Raw genomic sequence first — 18,308 nt, 5'->3', positions numbered from 1 at the left:
AAAGACCAGGCCTTTGGAGTAGTGCACCGAATAAAGTGGCAACGATTGTGGGCACTCACTTTATTACCGGAGGCATGCCAGTGTCCGCCATTTACGGAAATCCTTCCTGCCTTAGCAGTACACGATAACATTGTGTAAAAATACTTGCGGTAAACCTATTTGCCGCTTGTAAATAAGGTTAATATCCTGTCCAGCTACACCTATAGCGATATAGGGTCGGAAAGCCACGGATCTCCTTGAGATGGCCGGGTTGCTAAGGTCAAAAGACCGGCAACCCGGCCTTTTGCTTTTTAACTCAGGGAGAAAAAACATGGCTGCAAAAACAACTGTAAAAGTCGCTACACTCACCGGCGCAGCAAAAGACGATTTGCTGACCGCCGCAACCACTGGTTTGACCGAAGAGCATCTGTCAGCCAATCTGAATGTTCTGGCTAACGATCCTGGTGCAGCCAAGCTCTATTCGCTGCTGCAAGATCCGGCAGCCTTGTCGCCCACTACCCAATTCCCGGTCATTAATACTGTCCAGTTGCAAAGCGGTGCAACGATTACGATGAATACAGACGGCACCATCAGCTACGATGCTAGCGGCTTGGGGGAAGCGCTGCAAAGCTACGCACAAGGTGAACTGTATGTTGATACCTTTCTCTACACCGTGCGTATGGGTAATGGCGCATTGAGTACTGCCAAGGCGACGATTGAAATTGCCGGCGTCAACGATGCGCCTACCTTGGCATCGATTGAGGCAGTTGATATTTTTGATACCCCACAGGCAGCTACGGACGTCACTATCCAAGGCACACTGAGCGGCCACGACGTCGATCACGGTGCAATTCTGACTTATGGCTTTGCTGCTGACGTCGTATTTACCACCAATGAAGACGGCACCCTGGTCAGCACAAGCGACTACGGCACAATCACCCTGAACGCCACCACTGGCGCGTATGAATTTGTGGCGACATCGGCCAAGCTGGATGCCCTGGTTGCAGGCCAAAACATCCCGGTAACTTTTGCGGTTGAAGTGAGCGACGAGCATGGCGCGACATCAGCACCGGTCAATATTGCATTCAACCTGATTGGGGCGGACGAGGCGGTCGTGCCGGTAACGACAGATGTACCGGTGAATCCGGTGACGGAATTCAAGGTCAACCATGGGCAGACTGATGTCAATGGTAAGGTAGTGTTCGTTGGCTTCGACAGCAACGATGTACTGACCTATGCAAATAACTACGTCTACACAGGTATGTCGTTGGTAGACACAAACGGCGATGGAACTGACGACGCCAGTACGGCCAGGTTTGAGTTCACGAACAATGGCGGAAAAGTCTCTAAAGTGGAAGTGCTGTTGGTTGGCTATACGGAACTGACAGAAGCACAAATCATCGCCTGATACGCCAGCCTGCGCGCTGCATATTGGAATAAAAAGGCCGCGATGCGGCCTTTTTTATCGGCCGAAGCCAACCGGGAAATGCCATTGCAAGCTTGTCATAGCTTGGTGAAAGAGTACGGAGGATCAGATCAAGGTCATCGGCTCGATTCAAATGATATTGAATACCAGCCCGTTGCCGAACACTGGTGCCGCACGCCGCCTTATGTCGGCTCACGTTTTACCGTTTGTTTATTTCCTGACATTAATTTATAGTTATGTCCGATAGGAAATGACAACAAGGCCATGTTCAGGACATAGCCATTCGCGACTGAGGTCGACCTGAAATAACGGTGCTTACTGATCAGTACCGGTACATGGACTTCCTTCGCACCAGTGGGGACGGACCACCAAATGAAAAAAACTTGCGTCATCAGTGTCATCGCATCGGCCATATTGCTCGGCTGCGGTGGCGGGGCTGATATCAATACCGCTTCCGAGTCTACTTCTCAGTTCGCTCCGACTAGTGAGGTGTCGTTAGCAAAACCGCTCCGGCTGGTAACGGTTACGGACACAATTGCGACATTCTCCGGGGTCCGGGGAAACTACACGGTCTCAAGAACTGCCACAGGCTATACAGTGACCGACAATATCGGTTCTGATGGCACCCGCACGTTTGCTGCCGGTGAAATTAAAGTCCTTAAATTCGCGGATATTTCCATCGACCTGGACCTTATTAACAAGTCCGCGACGGTATCGTCCACAGATCTGGCTTCACTCATTGAGTTGTATATCGCTTACATGAACCGGGTACCGGATGCCGAAGGTTTGAGCTACTGGATCGACCAGATGAAAGCGGGGATGAGCCTTGAGGACATGGGCAAGATTTTCTATAGCGCTGCGGTCGCCAATGCGTCGCTGACTGGCTATCTGCCCAATGCAAGCAACGATGATTTTGTACGAACTGTTTATAAGAACGTCCTTGCCCGGTCCACGCCAGATGCGGAAGGCCTGGCATTCTGGGTCAATAGCCTCAATACCGGCGCTGCCACCCGCGGCACGCTGGTGAAGTCGATGCTGGCGTCTGCGCATACGTTTAAGGGCGATGCGACCTATGGCTGGGTTTATGACCTGCTTACCAATCGAATTGCAGTTGCGTATGAGCATACCGTCAGCCAAGGCGTAACTTACAACTCGACGTCCGATGCGATCACCATCGGCAAGGCAATTTCAGGTGCGGTGACTGCCACGGATACGACTGCGGCGGAGACCGCAATTGACGACCTTATGGCGGACAAGCGGGCAGCAAGCGCAACCATTGTTTCTGGCGCGGTCTCCATGGGCAATGTTGTGTCAGACGGTACGGTATCCGCCTACCGCGTCGCCAATGGTGTAAAGGGTACGTTTATCACCAGTGCGAAAGTCGACTTTAACGGTCAGTACACACTGAACCTCGGCGCATATACCGGGCCGGTCCTGATCGAAGTATCGGGAGGGACGTATAAGGACCCGGCAACATCGGCCATCGCCTCTGTTTCTTCACCGATGCGTACCGCAATCGCCAACGCAACAGGTGCGGTCAAAGCCAATATCACGCCCTATACGGAAGCTGCGGTCGTGAACGCAAGCGTAGCAAGTGGCGGCCTCACGGCGATCAACATCACGGTTTCATTCGATAATGTCAACACCAAGCTGGGCTTTGATATCAGGATAACCAGGCCAGCAAACATCGCGCAGAAATCGAACGATTTCGCTACGTCGAAGTCGACCGGCTATGGCGTCTATCTTGGCACGCTTGCTCAGTACAAGGCTGAAAAGGTCATTGCCAATTACAACCAGGCAATCGCTGATGCCGCTGCCATGTTGGCCGCCGTGCAGCCGTTCATGAGTAACGAGTACATCCAGCAGGCAGCCAACAACTATGTGGCGAATGCCAACGCGCAGAATATCGGCGCCGCAAAACTAGTATGCCTTCCACCCGACCCCTATGTGTTGGTCACGGTTCCCTGGCGTTGTGATTCAGGCATGACACCACCGACCGTTAAGTGCAGTGCCCCGAATGTGCTGCAAAACGGAATATGCATAAGCCCGGGTACTACCGCACCAATAAATCTTGCAAAGACCTGGACCGGCACATGGAACTGGACAGGCGCGGCTACACAATGTTCGAATCTGACTTTGAACAACGGCGGACCTTTAACGTTTTCCCTGAACCAGAGTGGAAGCACGTTCTCAGGTTCTGTTACGGCTAACGGCGTTCAGACCTATTCAACCCCGTCGTGCCAGGTGACAAACACCGGCTCCCGAACCGGTTCTGTCAGTGGAACCCTATCTGGCAACACCGTGAAATGGACTATGACACTGAATGGTGTTGGCTATACCGGGAACGGTAGCGTTTCAAACGGTGTGATGGCCGGTAGTGTAGTGAGAGATTCTGTCGGCGGATCCGGAGCATTTAATTTGCAATAGCCCTGGGTAGCCAAAAAAGTTTTCCGAAGGTTTGTGAGGCCGGAGCGTACATGCTCTCCGGCCTTTTTACTTCTGTGCGCTGAATGAGGTAAGCTTTTCGCCTTCAGCAACGGGCATTAACGAAGGCGACAATGACATCGACATCATGGCAAGCGGAGCTTCAGGCAGCACAGCGAGCCGCGCAGGAAGCACGGTTCGATGCATTTCTCGCGGCGTGTCAGGCGATACTTGACCAGTATGGCAATGATATCGATGCCGTCTTGCATACCGGCTCCGTATTGCTCGCTTTCGGTTTTCTCTCCAGCGCACGCAAATGCTTTTTGCATGTCCAGTCACTGGCGCCGCGTGATCTTCGACCGCTTGTCAATCTTGCCAACGTCGCGCAGCAGCAAGGCGATCATGCGGAATGTCGGCGCTTGTATGCTTCTGCGCTACAGCACCTGAGCAATCATCCCGTTATCCGCCGCAATGCATTGCTCAGTGTTGAATACGATCCGGATATTACGGATGCAATGCGTTTGTCGGAAGCGCAAGCCTGGGGCGATTGGGCTGTTGCGCAGGCCGGTGGAATAAAGCCGAGGCCTGATCTTCGCCGCCTGGACGGCAGGCCCTTGCGCATTGGCTATGTGTCCGCTGACTTGTGCCAGCATACCGTTGGCTTGTTTGTAAAAGATATCCTGTCGGCCCATGACACCAGTCGCGTCGCAGCATACGCATACAGCGCGGGCCAGGTTGACGATTGGGTCACTGCAGTGGTGCGGCGGTCGTGCACCTTCCGTGATGTGCGTGCGCTCGATGATCTTGCCCTGGCTGAACAGATTCGCGCGGACGAGATCGATGTGCTCATAGACTTGTCCGGCCATACCGGCGGTTCCCGCCTCACCGTGTTTGCGCATCGTCCTGCGCCTGTGCAGGTGAGCTGGCTTGGCTACTTTGCCACCACGGGCCTGTCTGCGATCGATGCAGTCATTCTGGATGAGTGGCATGCTCCGCCCGGTATGGAAGCGCAGTTCGTTGAGCCGATTATCCGCCTCCCGCACGGGCGCTTCTGTTATACGCCGGTGCCGTTTGCACCAGCAGAAGTCGCACCGCCACCGAGTATCAGCAAGGGCTACATCACGTTTGGCTCGTTCAACAATACCGCGAAGCTGAATCACAATGTGTTTGCCCTTTGGGCGCAAGTGTTGCACGCTGTTCCTGATTCTCGCCTGATACTGAAGTGGCGGACTTTCCAGGATACCGAGTTCAGGCAATCGGTATATCAGACGTTTGCCGCGTTGGGCATTGATCCGCAGCGCGTTGAACTGAGGGGCGCGTCGTTCCATGCCGATCTGCTGAAAGAATACGCAGACATCGATATCGCGCTCGACCCCTTTCCCTTCACTGGCGGCCTGACCAGTTGCGAAGCGCTCTGGATGGGTGTGCCGGTCGTGACCTGGCCGCAGGGCAGGGTGGTGAGCAGGCAGACGCATGCTTTTCTGCACGCGATTGGATTGCCGGAACTGTCTGCCTGTGATGAAGAAGACTATGTGCGTATCGTTACCGCACTGGCGCAGGATGTAACTTATCTGAGCGAGTTAAGAAGTGGCATGCGTGCGCGGATGCGCGCTTCAACGTTAATGGATACGCAGGGTTTTACTCGACAGCTTGAGCTATGCCTCATTAAGCTTTATCAGGGTTTCATGTCTGACCTGCATGGCTGAGCATTAATAGGCAAATGATTGGCAGGGCGTATTGATAATTCCGCCCCGCACCCTGACGCTCCCTGACCGGAAGGAGAGAACACGGCTCCTTCCCCCTGGGAGGGGGAAGGCTGGGATGGGGGTTGAGTGCATCAAATATCCACTACCCCCATTGGATCGAACGATACGTAACAACACCAAGCCAATTCTGAAAGACATTCCGACAATGCCAATTTATAATGGCTGAAAATTCCCAGCAAGCTTGCAGTAAATCGCGCCCGAAGAGTGTAAGCTCTTCGGGCTTTTTTTATTTCATGCTTCGGTAATTGATCATTCATGCAAACACAACCGCCCTTCGACCCGCCTTATGTAAGCACCTACTCTGCGGAGGATGGCATCAAACACGTTGAAACGCTGGCAGACGGCAGCACACGTATCCTTTCGACAGCGGAATATGCGGACCGCTATCGGGTCGTCACCGCACTTGCGAATGCGGAAACGCGTGGTCCGGCGCCTGCAAAGACAACGCCCAACGCAACTGGCAAATCCGCTTCATCGCCAACCGCGACCAACAAGGCTGCGGTTATTTTGAATGTGCCGTTTGCGGAAAAGGACCAGGCAAAAGGCTTGGGCGCACGGTGGGACGCCGCCAGAAAAAAGTGGTACGTGCCACACGGCGTCGATGTCAATTTGTTCAGTCGCTGGCTTCCGGACGAATTGAAGTAGCTGACGTAGCACATCGCGTGTTGCCATGACAGACCGCGTTAAAGGTAGACGTGCAAAACCAGCTTTGTGTGTGAAGGCTGTATGCAAAATCTTTTATTTAGTGGTGCAGACAATTGCATTATAGAAACTAGACGGCGATAATCCGGGTAGACGTATTGCTATAACTATTAATGCATTACCGCCACTCCCGCCCTGGATTTCTGACCGATGAATGCAAAGCCTGCCCTGTCCCTCGCTGGAGTCTGGGTTCCTGTCGACACAAGCAATCTCGTCCCCAACACAAACACTGGAGGACTTGCCCAAACCACCTATGGTCACCTGGCGTTTGCAGGTGGAGCCGGAATGATCGTCTCCGGATGGGGATGGACAGGCGGGTTTGGCGACCAGGCGGGACTGTCCTCGCCGGAGAAGATACATATTGCCGTACTCGCGCCGCAGGCTGACGGCACGCTGACATTGGCCACCTCGCAGTATCTGGCGTCCGATGTCACCAGCGGCGCCAACTCCGTCGCGGTCGCCGACTTCAACGGCGATGGCAGAACGGATTTCTTTCTGCCGGCGCATAACGAAAGCCCTTTCCATGCGGAGCCGAGTACGCTGTATCTCGCCAACGCGAAGGGCTCGTTCGACAGAACCCAGTTGAGCGACAGCGTGATGGCGCACGATGCGCAGCTGGCCGTTGTCAACAACACGCCAACGGTTTTCACCGCCACGTTTACTCCCGGTGACCGGAACCCGATCTACACGTTTCAAAACGGGGCGCTGAAAGAAACGATTCCCGCAAATCTTTCGACGATTTCGTATCAGAGCATCACCTGGGGAAATTTTGGTATCAATGGCGGACAGGCTGTGGCAATGGGCGACGTCTATAGCAACACGCCCGGCGACAACGCCAAGATCAAGATCTATTCATTTGCCAACGGTGACGTGACTTCGACCACACCGCTGGCCACCATCACACCCTATCTGTCGCTGAAATATCCGAACGCCACATCGATCTACGGCACGGGTATCACGCACAGCTATCGGCTGTTTACAGACGACTTCAATCACGACGGCAAAGTTGACCTGTTGGCCGAGGAGTCGATGTGGAATACCGCGCATGACTATCCCTCTGTGCTGCAAATGATTCAGAACCAGGGCGATGGAAAGTTTGTCGACAAGACCGATCAGCTGGCATCCGTGATCAATCAGAACAGCCAGGAGCTGGACTATCAACCGCAAGTCATCGACCTCGATCATAGTGGCATCAATAGCTATCTGATGGCCGGACTTGCACCCGGTCATTTTGTTGATGGAACGATACGCTACGATGCGGCGCGGGCACCGAATTATTTATTGCTCAATGATGGCACGGGACGTTTGTATGCCGCGTTGCATAACGAGTTTGCGGATCTTGGCAACCAGGTGATTCAGTATTTGAAGCCGCTGCAGATTAACGCTGACGGAAGCCAGAACTTTTATCTTGGTAATGGCACTGCCAACGATGTTCAGTCGGCAGGCATGCCAAAGTTCGTCGCTTACCAGCTGGGTGACGGCACGTTGAACTATGTCGCTGAATTGCAGGCCGGCTACTGGGCATCGCCCGGGCAGTGGGCGACGAAATATATATTCGTGAATGTGCCGCTGCACTATAACGTCACAACGGACTTTACGCAGAACGTGACGGTGCAGGATCGCAACGGCAGTATGCTGATGCGCAGCTGGGCCGGTGCCGATACGTTTTACGATACCAACGCGGCGCTTTCCGCACGCATTGATGGCGGTCTCGGAACGGATACGGCGGTCTACGCCGGCAAGATCGCGTCGTACCAGGTTGCACGTGGAAACAGCAATACCGTTTCGGTGACAAGCTATGCTGGTACAACCGTGCCGGGCGTAACCGATACCCTGACCAACATCGAACGGCTACAATTCGCGGACAAGTCGGTCAACCTGACAGTCGGCGATCTCGCCAAATCAGTAAGCACTGCTGCACTCGATTCGCTTGTCGAGTTATACATCGCCTATATCAACCGCGTCCCCGACGCTGACGGCATGGCGCACTGGATCGGCAAGCTGAAGGAAGGGCAGTCGATTGCGCAGATTGGCGATAGTTTTTATTCTGCGGCCATCCAGTATGCGGACCTGACCGGCTATGCGCCGAATATGACCGATGAGGCGTTCGTCAAAGTTATTTATAAAAATGTTCTTGGCAGAAGCAGTGTGGACGCCGATGGTTTGCAGTATTGGACCGGCGCTTTGGCGGACGGCACCGAGACCCATGCATCGCTTGTCAGCGCGATCCTGTCGTCCGCGCATACCTTTAAGGGTGATGCGGCCTATGGCTATGTCGCTGATCTTCTTGATAACCGGATCGCGGTAGGGAAAACCTTCGCGATTTCATCGGGGCTGGTATACAACACCCCGGATGAGTCCATCGTGCAGGGAATGGCAATCGCAGCTGCCATTACACCAACCGATACAAGCGAAGCGATTCGGCTGATTGGCGTGCAAAACAATGTATAGGTGAGGCACCGAGCCTTACCGGAAACGTATGGACCTATCGGCTTCCGCTCGCCGCCTGCACCAGGCATTTCGATAACTTGTCGAAATGCAGCAATGCTGCCTGCGTCAGCTCAATTTGCTTGCGTCGGGTGTCTTCGGTATCCGATAGCATGATCCAGCCTTTTTCGCGCATGGATTTAAGCCGGCTATGGACCGTGGCGGGCGACCCGAACTCGTCGTTGCCCATCATGTCTCTTACGGATAAACGCATGTTGTCCTTGCTGGCGCGGGCGATGAAGGAAAGGATGCGTTCCTCAAGCGGATCAAGAGGCGGCAGCGACGGCAAGCCACGAATCGCTTCGGCAAGTTGCAGGAAGCGAAGGTAAATATCAGCGGGGCGAGTCGATCTTTTCATCGTCAAACCGTGTTAGTGTTCCAAGGCGAAGACATGCGGCAATATGTGGTCGAACGTCGTATGTTGTCTGATTGTCAAATAAGTTTATTGTAATACACCTGTTTCCCGATGCCTCTGTTTTTGCTTCACGCGTCCATGGTCGTCGGTTCGGCCCTTCTTTTTCTTGCGATGTTTGTCGCTAATGAATGGCTGTTCAACAGTCGCTACTTCTCATTCATACCGGGGATCAACTGGATTTATCTGCCGGCAGGAATGCGCTTGCTGTGCACCTTGCTTTTTGGTGGCGCAGGCGCAATCGGCATTCTGATCGCTTCCTGGCTTACCTGCGTACTTTATTTTTTTCCGGACGACCCGGTACGCTCTGTCGCGGGCAGCATTGCCTCAGCGCTTGCACCTTATCTGGTCTACAAAATGGCGCAGTATCAATACGGCTTGCAACCGTCATTGGCCAACCTGAGTCCGACGCGCTTATTGCTGCTGAGTGTCGTGTACTCGCTCGCCAATCCGTTGCTGCATCACACCTGGTTGTTTCTGCATGGCGACCCGGTGGGGTCAGGCATTTTCGTGATGATGCTCGGTGACTTTCTTGGCACTCTGGCCGTGCTCTACACGATCAAAGGCGTTTTGTCTTTTGTGCCAACAGCCAGGTGAGTTCACAGAAAATCGCTTATGGACAACCTGATTGGTCTTGGAGCACCAGTCATAAAGCGTTGCCTTGCAATAGCGTCAATCCTCGACTGATTTTCGGTGTATGCGCGAAGCAGATGACGCTCTCCTTCACCGCTGGCGTTGAAGCAATTTTTTAGCGCTTCGGCTGAAACGAATGCAATGAATTCTTCCTCGTTCACGTGAAACGAGAACCAAAGGCCTCGCGTCGGATCGTGCTCACTCATTTGTGTCTCTCTGTCGTTGGCTGTAACTCTTATAGGGCCTGCCGTGTAATTTGACGAAGCGCGGCGAGCAGAAAATCTGCTGATACCGCGCACTTTGTCACAGCTGGCATGGCTGGCGACATTCAGTAAATACGATCTATATTTTATAGCGGTACGCCGAAGTTTCGATATCCCGTAAATATGGGATGTGCGGAATGACGGCGCCTGTACGGTCTTATCAGATTTTCCATACTACGGCGCGATCCCCGTTCGTAAAAAAGCCGGTTCCCAACGCATATAAAAAGTTATCAAATTCACAGCTTTTTCCGCGAAGTATGTTATTGTTGTGCCAACATTGTTTTTGTTGCAATTATTTGGCGCGGAAATCCATTTATCGGTATGAGAGCTCTTAATGACCGCCAAGCGACAAAGCAAGATTCAATAAGTCGCTATCGTTAGGGGAATTTCGTGTCATTCAAGTCGTTTGATTCTGAAAACAAAGCCGGTTCTCCGGAACCGGATCCTTTGGTTTCTCCCGTCGCCGACAAACTTCTACAACCTGTCGCTTCACTGACAAAATCCGTACAGGCCTTGCAGTCAGGGCAAATGCAGAACGCTCTGACGGCGGGTTTGTCGACCGTTGGACAGTTCAATAAAAACGTTGCCAAAGCGCTGGGCGCGGCGAAGTTGCTGCAAACAGCGGCGTCCGCCGCCAAAGAATTTGGTAAAAAATCTGCCAATTCGGCCCCATCCCATGTGATCGCCGATCATCCGCTCACCGGCAGCGCAATTAATGATTTCGCTGTAAAAACCCCATCGTTTGTTCCGGAAGCGGCCAAGGTCCGCGGTAGCGGTGATGACGAGCCCGGCGATGATTCAGCCGCTGTAGCGCAGGCGTTGTCTCAAGAGTTTTCTGATGAAACCCGGCTGTTGCGCTTCTACTCGGCGCTGCCGGCAAACATCGCGCTGTACATTGAAGACTTGCAAGGCCATGCAGGCTTGTCCGAACTGTTCAGCTTCGAGCTCACCTTGCTATCCAAAGATGCCGGGCTTGAACTCAAAAACCTGATGGGCAAGAACGTCAGCGTCGGAATTCAGCAAGCCGACGGCAGCGAGCATTACATTAACGGTTACATCAACAGTTTTGCATTTGCCTCGGCAGATGGCGGATTCGCTTTCTACAAAGCCGAGATCCTGCCTTGGCTTGCGTTTCTGAAGCGCCGTATTAACTCCCGCATCTTCCAGAACAAAAGTGTTATCGATGTTCTGAAAACAGTTTTTAGTGAAGATTACCCGGGCCTCGCTGATTTCGAATTCCGCATACAGGAAGAATACAAACCTGAAAGCTACATCGTTCAGTATCACGAGAGCGATCAGAACTTTGTATGTCGCCTTCTCGAAAAAAACGGGCTGTTCTACTTCTTTGAGCACGGACCGTCCGGGCACAAGATGATGATCGGGGATAAGTCGTCCGACAACACTTGCTGCACACCGCACGACCGCCATGCAAACGTAAAGTTTAACGCCGGCAACCGTACGCATGACGAGGACGCCGTCACGCACATCGCGGCGCTACGCACACTGCAGCCATCCAAGGTCGCCCTTAATACCTTCAATTACAAGGCGCCGTTATCGCCGCAATACGTCGAATTGCCGACCGATGCCATTCAAGGCGACGTTCCCATGCTGGAGGTCTACGATGGCACTCCGGCGTTTGGTTACAAGGATGTCGGCGACGGCATGCGGCAGGCAAAGCAGAGGCTGGAGGTCCTGGAGTGGCAAGCCAAGGTATTCAAGGGAGCGTCGGACTGCAGGTCGCTTGAGCCGGGTCGTACGTTCATCCTTACCGAACAGGAACTGTTTGATCCCCTTGATGAAACGGCTTCGGATTTCCTCGTTTTATCGGTAAGTTACACCGCGTGTAATAACTATTTTCACCGCAGCGGCGCGGCGGTGTACAGCAACAGCTTTACCTGCATCCGTCGCAAGATCCCGTTCCGGCCCCGGCATCAGCACACCAAACCTGCCATGCCCGGCCCGCAAACAGCAACGGTCGTCGGTCCCAGGGGAACCGAAATTCACACCGACAAATATGGGCGTATCAAGGTCCAGTTCCACTGGGACCGGTACGGACGTAATGACGACGCCAGCTCGTGCTGGATTCGCGTGTCGCAGCCATGGGCTGGACAGGGTTGGGGGACAGTCGCTATTCCGCGTGTCGGTCAGGAAGTGATTATCGATTATCTCGAAGGCGATCCTGACCGGCCCATCTGCACCGGGCGTCTGTATAACGAAAATCAGCCTTTGCCCTACACCTTGCCCGGCGCCGCGCACGTCATGGGCTTCAAAAGCAGGTCAACACCCGGCGGTGGAGGTTACTGCGAAATAGTCATCCATGACAAAAAAGGACAGGAACTCGTCAACATCCATTCGCAAAAGGATATGGTGACCACTGTCCAGAACACCCAGACAACGGTAGTCAACGGACCGAACCAGACAAACACCGTCACCAACGGCTTTCACGTCACGACGGTCAAGAAAAAAGTCGAACTGGAATCGCAGACTGAGTTCATTCATCTCAAAGCAGCGACCGGAATTACGCTGGAAGTCGGTGCAAGCAAAATTCATATGGACGCGAGCGGAAAGATCACGATCGAAGGCGTGCATGTGGATGTGATCGGGTCTGCGCGGATTGATTTGAATACGAATTCGGCAACGCCTTCTCAACCTGCAAGTAGCAGCACACAGGGAAGCGCTGTGAATGCGGCTTCAAGCGGAAGCAAAAAAAAAGTGCCCAGTTAAGCGCAAAGAAGCCATCGGTCCCGAATTTTGAAGCAGAGAAGCCGTTCGTAAAAAGCAGCGGATACCGAATTGGCAAACTGTCGAGCAAATATGAAACGAGTGGTCGTGGGCCTGGTACGGTTTCAAGTGGTAAGGAGGACGAGGGAGGAGTGTCTTATGGTAGCTATCAGTTAGCGTCGCGAAAAGGATCCGTAGCCAAGTTTTTAGCCGGCGAAGGTGCTAAATGGGCGTATGAATTTAAAGGGCTTGATCCCACAGTCGCTGGAGGCCAGTTCACAAAGAAGTGGAAAGAGATTGCAGCTCGTTCGCCGATCGAATTCGACGACGCGCAGCATCAATTTATTCAGCGAACGCATTATGCACCCGTTATTGCAGCAGTAAAAAAGCGAACTGGCCTAGAGCTTTCCGAACATTCAAATGCAGTCAAGGATGTGGTGTGGTCGACAGCCGTTCAGCATGGCGGTGCGCAACACATTATTGCTGCCGGAGTAAGGTCGGTAAGCCTGAAAGCATCAGACCCACAATTTGACCACGCTCTCATCAATGCAATCTATAGAAGTCGATCGAACTATGTAGCCGGGCTCAAGAATATGTCTCCGGTTCGGAAAAATAGAGAGATAGCTAGGTACAGGAAAGAACGCATGGACGCGCTAAAAGCGTTGAATGGAGATTAATAGTGAACATGGTTAAGCAGTTTCAATCACATATCGAGCGACGACGCGTTGCTCTTCTGCTGGCGGCCCTATTCATGGCAACAGCGGGGACTCAGGCCAACGCCAATGAGTGTACTGAGGCCGATCTAAAATTTTCCAAAGAATATGACTCATGTATGGACAAGTCAGGTGGGGTAACGGTTGATATGCGAGCTTGCATCCACAATGAACTTGAGCGGCAAGACGTTCGCCTGAACCGCGTTTATCAAAAATATTCTGCGTCGCTAGTACCTAACGTTTTAAAAAGCCTGCGCGAGGCACAGCGTGCCTGGATTCAATATCGTAATAAAGATTGTGCTTGGGCTGGGGCACCTGACGAGAATGCCACGTTGGGGCCTCTTATTATCGACGGGTGTCATCTCGATATGACTGTACGACGTGCTAATGAGTTTGAGAGTCTTTTATCACCCAGATGATTTGAGCGGAACCTAGTGCCTTCCCCTGTGCGGAAAACGCAGAACATCGAATCCCGAAAGTCGCGCGACAAACAATAAAACAAGCCAAGTGCCGCTTCCTACTGAAACTTGCCGGGCGCTCCTGCCCGGAGAAGGGGACAGGACTCCTTCCCCCTGGCAGGGGGAAGGCCGGGATGGGGGTTGAGTGTGTCAAGTTTCTACTGAGCTTTCAATAGCGTATCGCTGCTGCGTCAGTCGGCATTCATTCGATGGCGTGCGCATCTTAGAAGAAAAGTAATACAAAAACCAGGGACTTTGGCAAAGCAAAACCGCATCTGAATCTCCCAAAGAAAAATAACCGCTATATGACCGAACACCACATCAACGAAGCTTCATTTAAACTTCCAACCGAACTAAAAGACAAGACTGTCCATATGTTCGTCACCGCCGACGATGGGCCAAACGAGTTCAATGTTGTGGTAACCCGGGCCGATGTGGAGTCGTTCGAAACCCTTGAGCACTTCACTCAACGACTAATTAATGAACTGAGCGAATCGCTTCCCGCATTTGAACTCCTGCAAACCTTTGAACGAGGCTTTGCGGACGCGCCAGCAATTGAACTGACGTACAAATGGAACAATGGCGGTATTGCCATGCACCAGCGGCAGGTCATTACACTGGTCGTTAGCGTAAGTGCCGAAATCAGGCAAGCCATCATGATCGCCGCCACGTGCCCCAAGCCGTTCAGCGATCATTGGAGCAAGGTTTTCGATGATCTGCTGGACAGCGTTCAGTTACGACGCCCCGCATCGATCATTGAGAATACCCTTGAAGGTACTTCGGAAGAGATGTCAATTTCTGGAGAAACACCGTCGCCGGCGTCCGTAAACGTTGAGCCGTCATGTGTATTTTCTCTCCGTTTGCGAGACCGCATCCTGCATGTCTTTCACACAGACGATGAAGCATGCAAGTCGATTAGTGCCATTGAAGTCGAGGACGGCTTGTGGAAATTTTTTGATGCTGCAGGCGATGCACTGCATCCTGAATTTATTGAACCGAATACCGGGAAAATCTGGCGCACAGCAGGCCGCTATCTGTTGCGCCCCAGAGCGACTCATGATGTGGACACACTCCACCGTTATCTGGATCACGTACAAGGTGTACGTGGCACTCCACCTATGAACGGAATTGCTGCGATTCGTACATATCTTGAGCGTTCGCGAGGGAGTTCTCCGATAACACTGCAAGAAAGTACAGCGGGATGACCCAAGCTGCAAGGCTGGGCGACCCTATCGGACATAGCCCAAGCATGAGTTGGTTGCTACGCGGTCTGCTGATAGGTGCAGGAATTGCACTGCTGGGTGTGGCAATCGCGGGAACCGGTGGGCTGGCGGCAGCCGCGATCATCGGTGCTACAGCCGCCGGAGGTGCCGGCCTCGGGGAGCTACTCAGCACCATGAGCTGGGCACCCAAGGAAATATGCGGATTCATCATTGGCGCATGTTCGTCAAACGTATTCACCAATGGCATCAAGGCGGCCCGTGCACATGTCGACTTGGTAAATTGCCTTAAGCATTCCACGCCACATCCGCCGATCGCAACGGGAAGCGCGACAGTTTTTATCAACGGACTCCATGCCGCACGGGTAGACGATCGGATTGCATGCGACGCTGTAATTACAAGTGGGTCGTCAAATGTGTTTATCGGTGGAGGCACCTACCAAACCGACCCGGTCGGTCCGGAGAATCTTGTACCCGGTTGGGTTCACGCAGCGTTATTTATCGTTGGCGGAGCAAGTGCGATTGCCCTTGCGGGCCCGGTCATTGCGATTGGAGGTCTGATTGGTGGCGTGGTAGGCGGCAAGGCCGGAGAAATCCTGGGCGGAAAAGCATTTGGTGATGGTTCGGATGGACAGAAATGGTCCATGCTTGCCGGGTCGTTTTTAGGCGGCATTGTGGGAGCAAAAGGCGCTCCCAAAACCTGGGACATTGCAAGGCGGATTGATGTGCAGGTGTCGCCTGGCACCTTGGGTATGAGCGGTGGAAATATTAAAGTATCTTTAAAAACGTCGAAAGATGCGGGATTGGCAGCCCGATACAAGACGACGGGAATGGACAATAAATATTTATCCGAAGAAATTCCAGGAAATGCAGTATGGCCTGGACAGCAGGTAAAGTACTTGACATCAGCTGAGAAAATGAAGCGTCATATAACATTTAAGGATGGTAAAGCCTATGATTCTGATGGCAACCTATTTGATACAGGGGACGCCGATGGTGGAAGGGCCATTTTTGTTATGGACGAACACGGAGCTTTCTACGTTGAGAAGTTTCCGGAAATCGGTGAATTTCATCATTCAAGTTTTTTGGCAGGCAAGCCTGTCGCTGCCGCAGGGGAAATAGAAGCGACCGAGGGAGTGATAACTGCAATTTCCGACCAGAGCGGCCATTATAAACCTGGCTTGGATTTTACGGCTCAGGCGATGGGGGCGTTAAAAGAAAACGGCGTAATGATGGAATATGTTTTTCCAGATTTTCGTTCAAATTGATTCTATAAATTAACCTGATTCTATTTAGATGAGCATCTCAAATCCAGACAAGGCAGTTCTGCTGTCTTTAACGTACGCCGCACAATTTAGCCACCCAATGAAGAATGGAGTTAGGCGGGTATTCGACACTCTGATTTCCCCCAAACTTCCATTTCAATCTCCGGCAACGTATTTGGACCAAATCCTTCATCTTCTCAAGTTAAACGATTCATTTGAAGAGATCGTTCCAACCACAGTGGGACATAATGATCACGAAATTCGTGATTTCTTGGAGGTGCTGGCGGCTGAAATAGAAAGCCGATACCCTAACTATCGGCGTTCCGGAGGAACGGCAAGCACTTCCGGGAAATGGTCGCAATATGATTCGCTAAACAATACCCTTATCCTTGAAAAAGGCGAGCTTCTTCCTGATGCCGGTGGCAATGCCGTTATATGGGTATATGTTGAGCCCATGTCCAAGCGATTGCCAGAGGAACTGATAAAAAACGAATTCCAAAATTTTTATACGCGCGAAATCGCCGCCGGTGCTCCTAAGCATAAAGATCCAGAAAAATATGCCGAAGCTTCAGCGAAGCGGCTAATGGAATATTTTCAAGAGGGTGATGAGGTTGTAGCTGCGGACATTCTTGTTGAATTAGCAGGAAACTCTGGTCACAGTTTGTTAAAAGAGATCGATGCTTCGACCGGCATGCAATGGACCTCAAACTCCGAAAACTTTGAGTGGCTTTCTAAGGTCCTTCGAGGTATTGCGGAGAGAGTACGGTCGAACAAGGTGTGAGCTAGGAACGTCGTTGATCAGTACACCGGTTCGAAAAGTATCTCGGATTGAAGTATTGAATTAAGTGGAAGGTGAGCGGCCGTTCCTGCCATCAGTAAGAGCCTTTAGTATGAACTTCCTTGCATAAGCGTTCGCATCCGCCATATGCTCTCGGCATCGTCGCGGACAGGCCAACTAATTAATATGGAATTCCTAGATAACTTTCGTGGGCCGTTGAATGCAATGTTATACCCCGCTCGATGGAATGGCCTAAGAAAGAATGAAGTTGGAAGGGTGATGAGCGGCTTGGTCCATCCTTGGATCCATAAAATACCTGCGCATTGGTATTTGGAGCGGATTGTTGCATTGTCAGATTTGAAAATTGATTTGAGCAGCCTGATAGCTGACCCCGAACCAAGCGACAATGACAAAGATATTCGTGACTTTTTAGAAGATATCTCAATCGAGGTTGAAAAGAATTATGCTGTTGCACGATCGGGACGCATCGTTACGAATAGTGGTATATGGATATGCACAACGCTGCCTACCGAGCATGTGCGGCTGGCGTCTGGTCAAACGCTCCCACAAATTGGCAATACCGAAGTTGTTTGGATGTGCCAACGCAAAACAAAAGGCTCAGCCGAAGAAATCCTGCAGGATGAGTTTAACGCCTATTATCTGCGTCGTACGTTGAAAGGAAGCGTAAATTATTCGGAGCCAGATGAGTATGCAGAATATTCTGCCCAAAGGCTAAGGGGCCAGACGAACCAGAGCTCTATCAGATCGATGTTGGCACTATTAGCCGAAATGATAAACGACCGCGAACATTGGATAACGAAGCAGATTGAAAGTAGTACTGAACTGGACTGGACAAAAAATGAAAAGAACTGGGCATGGTTTCAGACCCTATTGTCAAAGATCCGATTGAATCTAAGCTCCTCCGAAAATCAGTAAAGTTTGTCGGCAGTTAAACCAAGATATTGAATCGCCCCTGGTTTCATAGACACTTCCGAGCCTTACAATTTGGCTAAAGGGAGGTGTTATGAGCGGCAAACGGTACACAGAAGAATTCAAGGTGG

15 protein-coding genes and 1 riboswitch are annotated in these 18,308 nt (G+C 52.1%); of the genes, 13 read left to right on the top strand and 2 right to left on the bottom strand.

Annotation, left to right across the window (positions count from 1 at the left end):
- Positions 1-183: 183 nt before the first annotated feature.
- Positions 184-258: riboswitch (cyclic di-GMP riboswitch) on the top strand.
- From ASE07_RS20565 to ASE07_RS20540, 5 genes are all read left to right on the top strand, one after another.
- Positions 242-1,387 (top strand): VCBS domain-containing protein, encoded by a 1,146-nt coding sequence (locus ASE07_RS20565; protein ID WP_156396839.1) that lies wholly within the window; start codon positions 242-244, stop codon positions 1,385-1,387. It overlaps the preceding riboswitch by 17 nt.
- A gap of 615 nt (positions 1,388-2,002) precedes the next feature.
- Positions 2,003-3,832, top strand: a complete 1,830-nt coding sequence (locus ASE07_RS20555; RefSeq protein ID WP_057292698.1) for a DUF4214 domain-containing protein — start codon at positions 2,003-2,005, stop codon at positions 3,830-3,832.
- Between the two features lie 131 nt (positions 3,833-3,963).
- A complete protein-coding gene (locus tag ASE07_RS20550; protein WP_057292697.1) occupies positions 3,964-5,535 on the top strand; it encodes an O-linked N-acetylglucosamine transferase, SPINDLY family protein in 1,572 nt (523 codons plus the stop codon).
- Between the two features lie 315 nt (positions 5,536-5,850).
- Positions 5,851-6,240: a DUF5710 domain-containing protein gene (locus ASE07_RS29490; RefSeq protein WP_200960990.1), complete on the top strand. Its 390-nt coding sequence runs from the start codon at positions 5,851-5,853 to the stop codon at positions 6,238-6,240.
- A 207-nt stretch (positions 6,241-6,447) separates the two neighbouring features.
- On the top strand, positions 6,448-8,748 hold the full coding sequence (locus ASE07_RS20540; RefSeq protein WP_057292696.1) for a DUF4214 domain-containing protein: 2,301 nt from the start codon (positions 6,448-6,450) through the stop codon (positions 8,746-8,748).
- Positions 8,749-8,782: 34 nt separating this feature from the next.
- Here the strand turns inward: ASE07_RS20540 and ASE07_RS20535 are convergent, their stop codons facing one another.
- A complete protein-coding gene (locus ASE07_RS20535; protein ID WP_057292695.1) occupies positions 8,783-9,142 on the bottom strand; it encodes a transcriptional regulator in 360 nt (119 codons plus the stop codon).
- A gap of 108 nt (positions 9,143-9,250) precedes the next feature.
- On the opposite strand from ASE07_RS20535, the gene ASE07_RS20530 reads away from it, so the two are divergent.
- Entirely contained in the window at positions 9,251-9,793 is a 543-nt protein-coding gene (locus tag ASE07_RS20530) for a hypothetical protein (RefSeq protein WP_057292694.1), read from the top strand.
- 2 nt (positions 9,794-9,795) lie between these two features.
- Here the strand turns inward: ASE07_RS20530 and ASE07_RS20525 are convergent, their stop codons facing one another.
- Positions 9,796-10,035 (bottom strand): DUF1488 family protein, encoded by a 240-nt coding sequence (locus ASE07_RS20525; RefSeq protein WP_057292693.1) that lies wholly within the window; start codon positions 10,033-10,035, stop codon positions 9,796-9,798.
- 585 nt (positions 10,036-10,620) lie between these two features.
- On the opposite strand from ASE07_RS20525, the gene ASE07_RS20520 reads away from it, so the two are divergent.
- The 7 genes from ASE07_RS20520 to ASE07_RS20490 all read left to right on the top strand — a co-directional run bounded on the left by ASE07_RS20520 (position 10,621) and on the right by ASE07_RS20490 (position 18,183).
- Positions 10,621-12,816: a type VI secretion system Vgr family protein gene (locus tag ASE07_RS20520; RefSeq protein ID WP_156396837.1), complete on the top strand. Its 2,196-nt coding sequence runs from the start codon at positions 10,621-10,623 to the stop codon at positions 12,814-12,816.
- A gap of 68 nt (positions 12,817-12,884) precedes the next feature.
- Positions 12,885-13,490: a hypothetical protein gene (locus ASE07_RS20515; protein ID WP_327196066.1), complete on the top strand. Its 606-nt coding sequence runs from the start codon at positions 12,885-12,887 to the stop codon at positions 13,488-13,490.
- Positions 13,491-13,498: 8 nt separating this feature from the next.
- Positions 13,499-13,945 (top strand): lysozyme inhibitor LprI family protein, encoded by a 447-nt coding sequence (locus ASE07_RS20510; protein WP_235548550.1) that lies wholly within the window; start codon positions 13,499-13,501, stop codon positions 13,943-13,945.
- 344 nt (positions 13,946-14,289) lie between these two features.
- Complete coding sequence (locus ASE07_RS20505) at positions 14,290-15,189, top strand: DcrB-related protein (RefSeq protein ID WP_057292689.1); 900 nt, start codon at positions 14,290-14,292, stop codon at positions 15,187-15,189.
- On the top strand, positions 15,186-16,472 hold the full coding sequence (locus ASE07_RS20500) for a PAAR domain-containing protein (RefSeq protein ID WP_082584339.1): 1,287 nt from the start codon (positions 15,186-15,188) through the stop codon (positions 16,470-16,472). Before ASE07_RS20505 ends, ASE07_RS20500 begins: the two co-directional genes overlap by 4 nt.
- A 28-nt stretch (positions 16,473-16,500) precedes the next feature.
- Positions 16,501-17,250 (top strand): hypothetical protein, encoded by a 750-nt coding sequence (locus tag ASE07_RS20495; protein WP_057292687.1) that lies wholly within the window; start codon positions 16,501-16,503, stop codon positions 17,248-17,250.
- Positions 17,251-17,526: 276 nt separating this feature from the next.
- Positions 17,527-18,183, top strand: a complete 657-nt coding sequence (locus ASE07_RS20490; protein WP_057292686.1) for a hypothetical protein — start codon at positions 17,527-17,529, stop codon at positions 18,181-18,183.
- The last annotated feature ends 125 nt before the right edge of the window (positions 18,184-18,308 follow it).

Source organism: Noviherbaspirillum sp. Root189, assembly GCF_001428545.1.
Lineage (GTDB): Bacteria > Pseudomonadota > Gammaproteobacteria > Burkholderiales > Burkholderiaceae_D > Noviherbaspirillum.
This window is presented reverse-complemented; position numbering and strand designations above follow the sequence as displayed.

Coding starts and splice junctions, on each gene's coding strand:
- ASE07_RS20565 (WP_156396839.1), top strand. CDS start 242: ATGGCCGGGTTGCTAAGGTCAAAAGACCGGCAACCCGGCCTTTTGCTT.
- ASE07_RS20550 (WP_057292697.1), top strand. CDS start 3,964: ATGACATCGACATCATGGCAAGCGGAGCTTCAGGCAGCACAGCGAGCC.
- ASE07_RS29490 (WP_200960990.1), top strand. CDS start 5,851: ATGCAAACACAACCGCCCTTCGACCCGCCTTATGTAAGCACCTACTCT.
- ASE07_RS20540 (WP_057292696.1), top strand. CDS start 6,448: ATGAATGCAAAGCCTGCCCTGTCCCTCGCTGGAGTCTGGGTTCCTGTC.
- ASE07_RS20535 (WP_057292695.1), bottom strand. CDS start 9,142: ATGAAAAGATCGACTCGCCCCGCTGATATTTACCTTCGCTTCCTGCAA.
- ASE07_RS20530 (WP_057292694.1), top strand. CDS start 9,251: ATGCCTCTGTTTTTGCTTCACGCGTCCATGGTCGTCGGTTCGGCCCTT.
- ASE07_RS20525 (WP_057292693.1), bottom strand. CDS start 10,035: ATGAGTGAGCACGATCCGACGCGAGGCCTTTGGTTCTCGTTTCACGTG.
- ASE07_RS20520 (WP_156396837.1), top strand. CDS start 10,621: ATGCAGAACGCTCTGACGGCGGGTTTGTCGACCGTTGGACAGTTCAAT.
- ASE07_RS20510 (WP_235548550.1), top strand. CDS start 13,499: ATGGTTAAGCAGTTTCAATCACATATCGAGCGACGACGCGTTGCTCTT.
- ASE07_RS20505 (WP_057292689.1), top strand. CDS start 14,290: ATGACCGAACACCACATCAACGAAGCTTCATTTAAACTTCCAACCGAA.
- ASE07_RS20500 (WP_082584339.1), top strand. CDS start 15,186: ATGACCCAAGCTGCAAGGCTGGGCGACCCTATCGGACATAGCCCAAGC.
- ASE07_RS20495 (WP_057292687.1), top strand. CDS start 16,501: ATGAGCATCTCAAATCCAGACAAGGCAGTTCTGCTGTCTTTAACGTAC.
- ASE07_RS20490 (WP_057292686.1), top strand. CDS start 17,527: ATGAGCGGCTTGGTCCATCCTTGGATCCATAAAATACCTGCGCATTGG.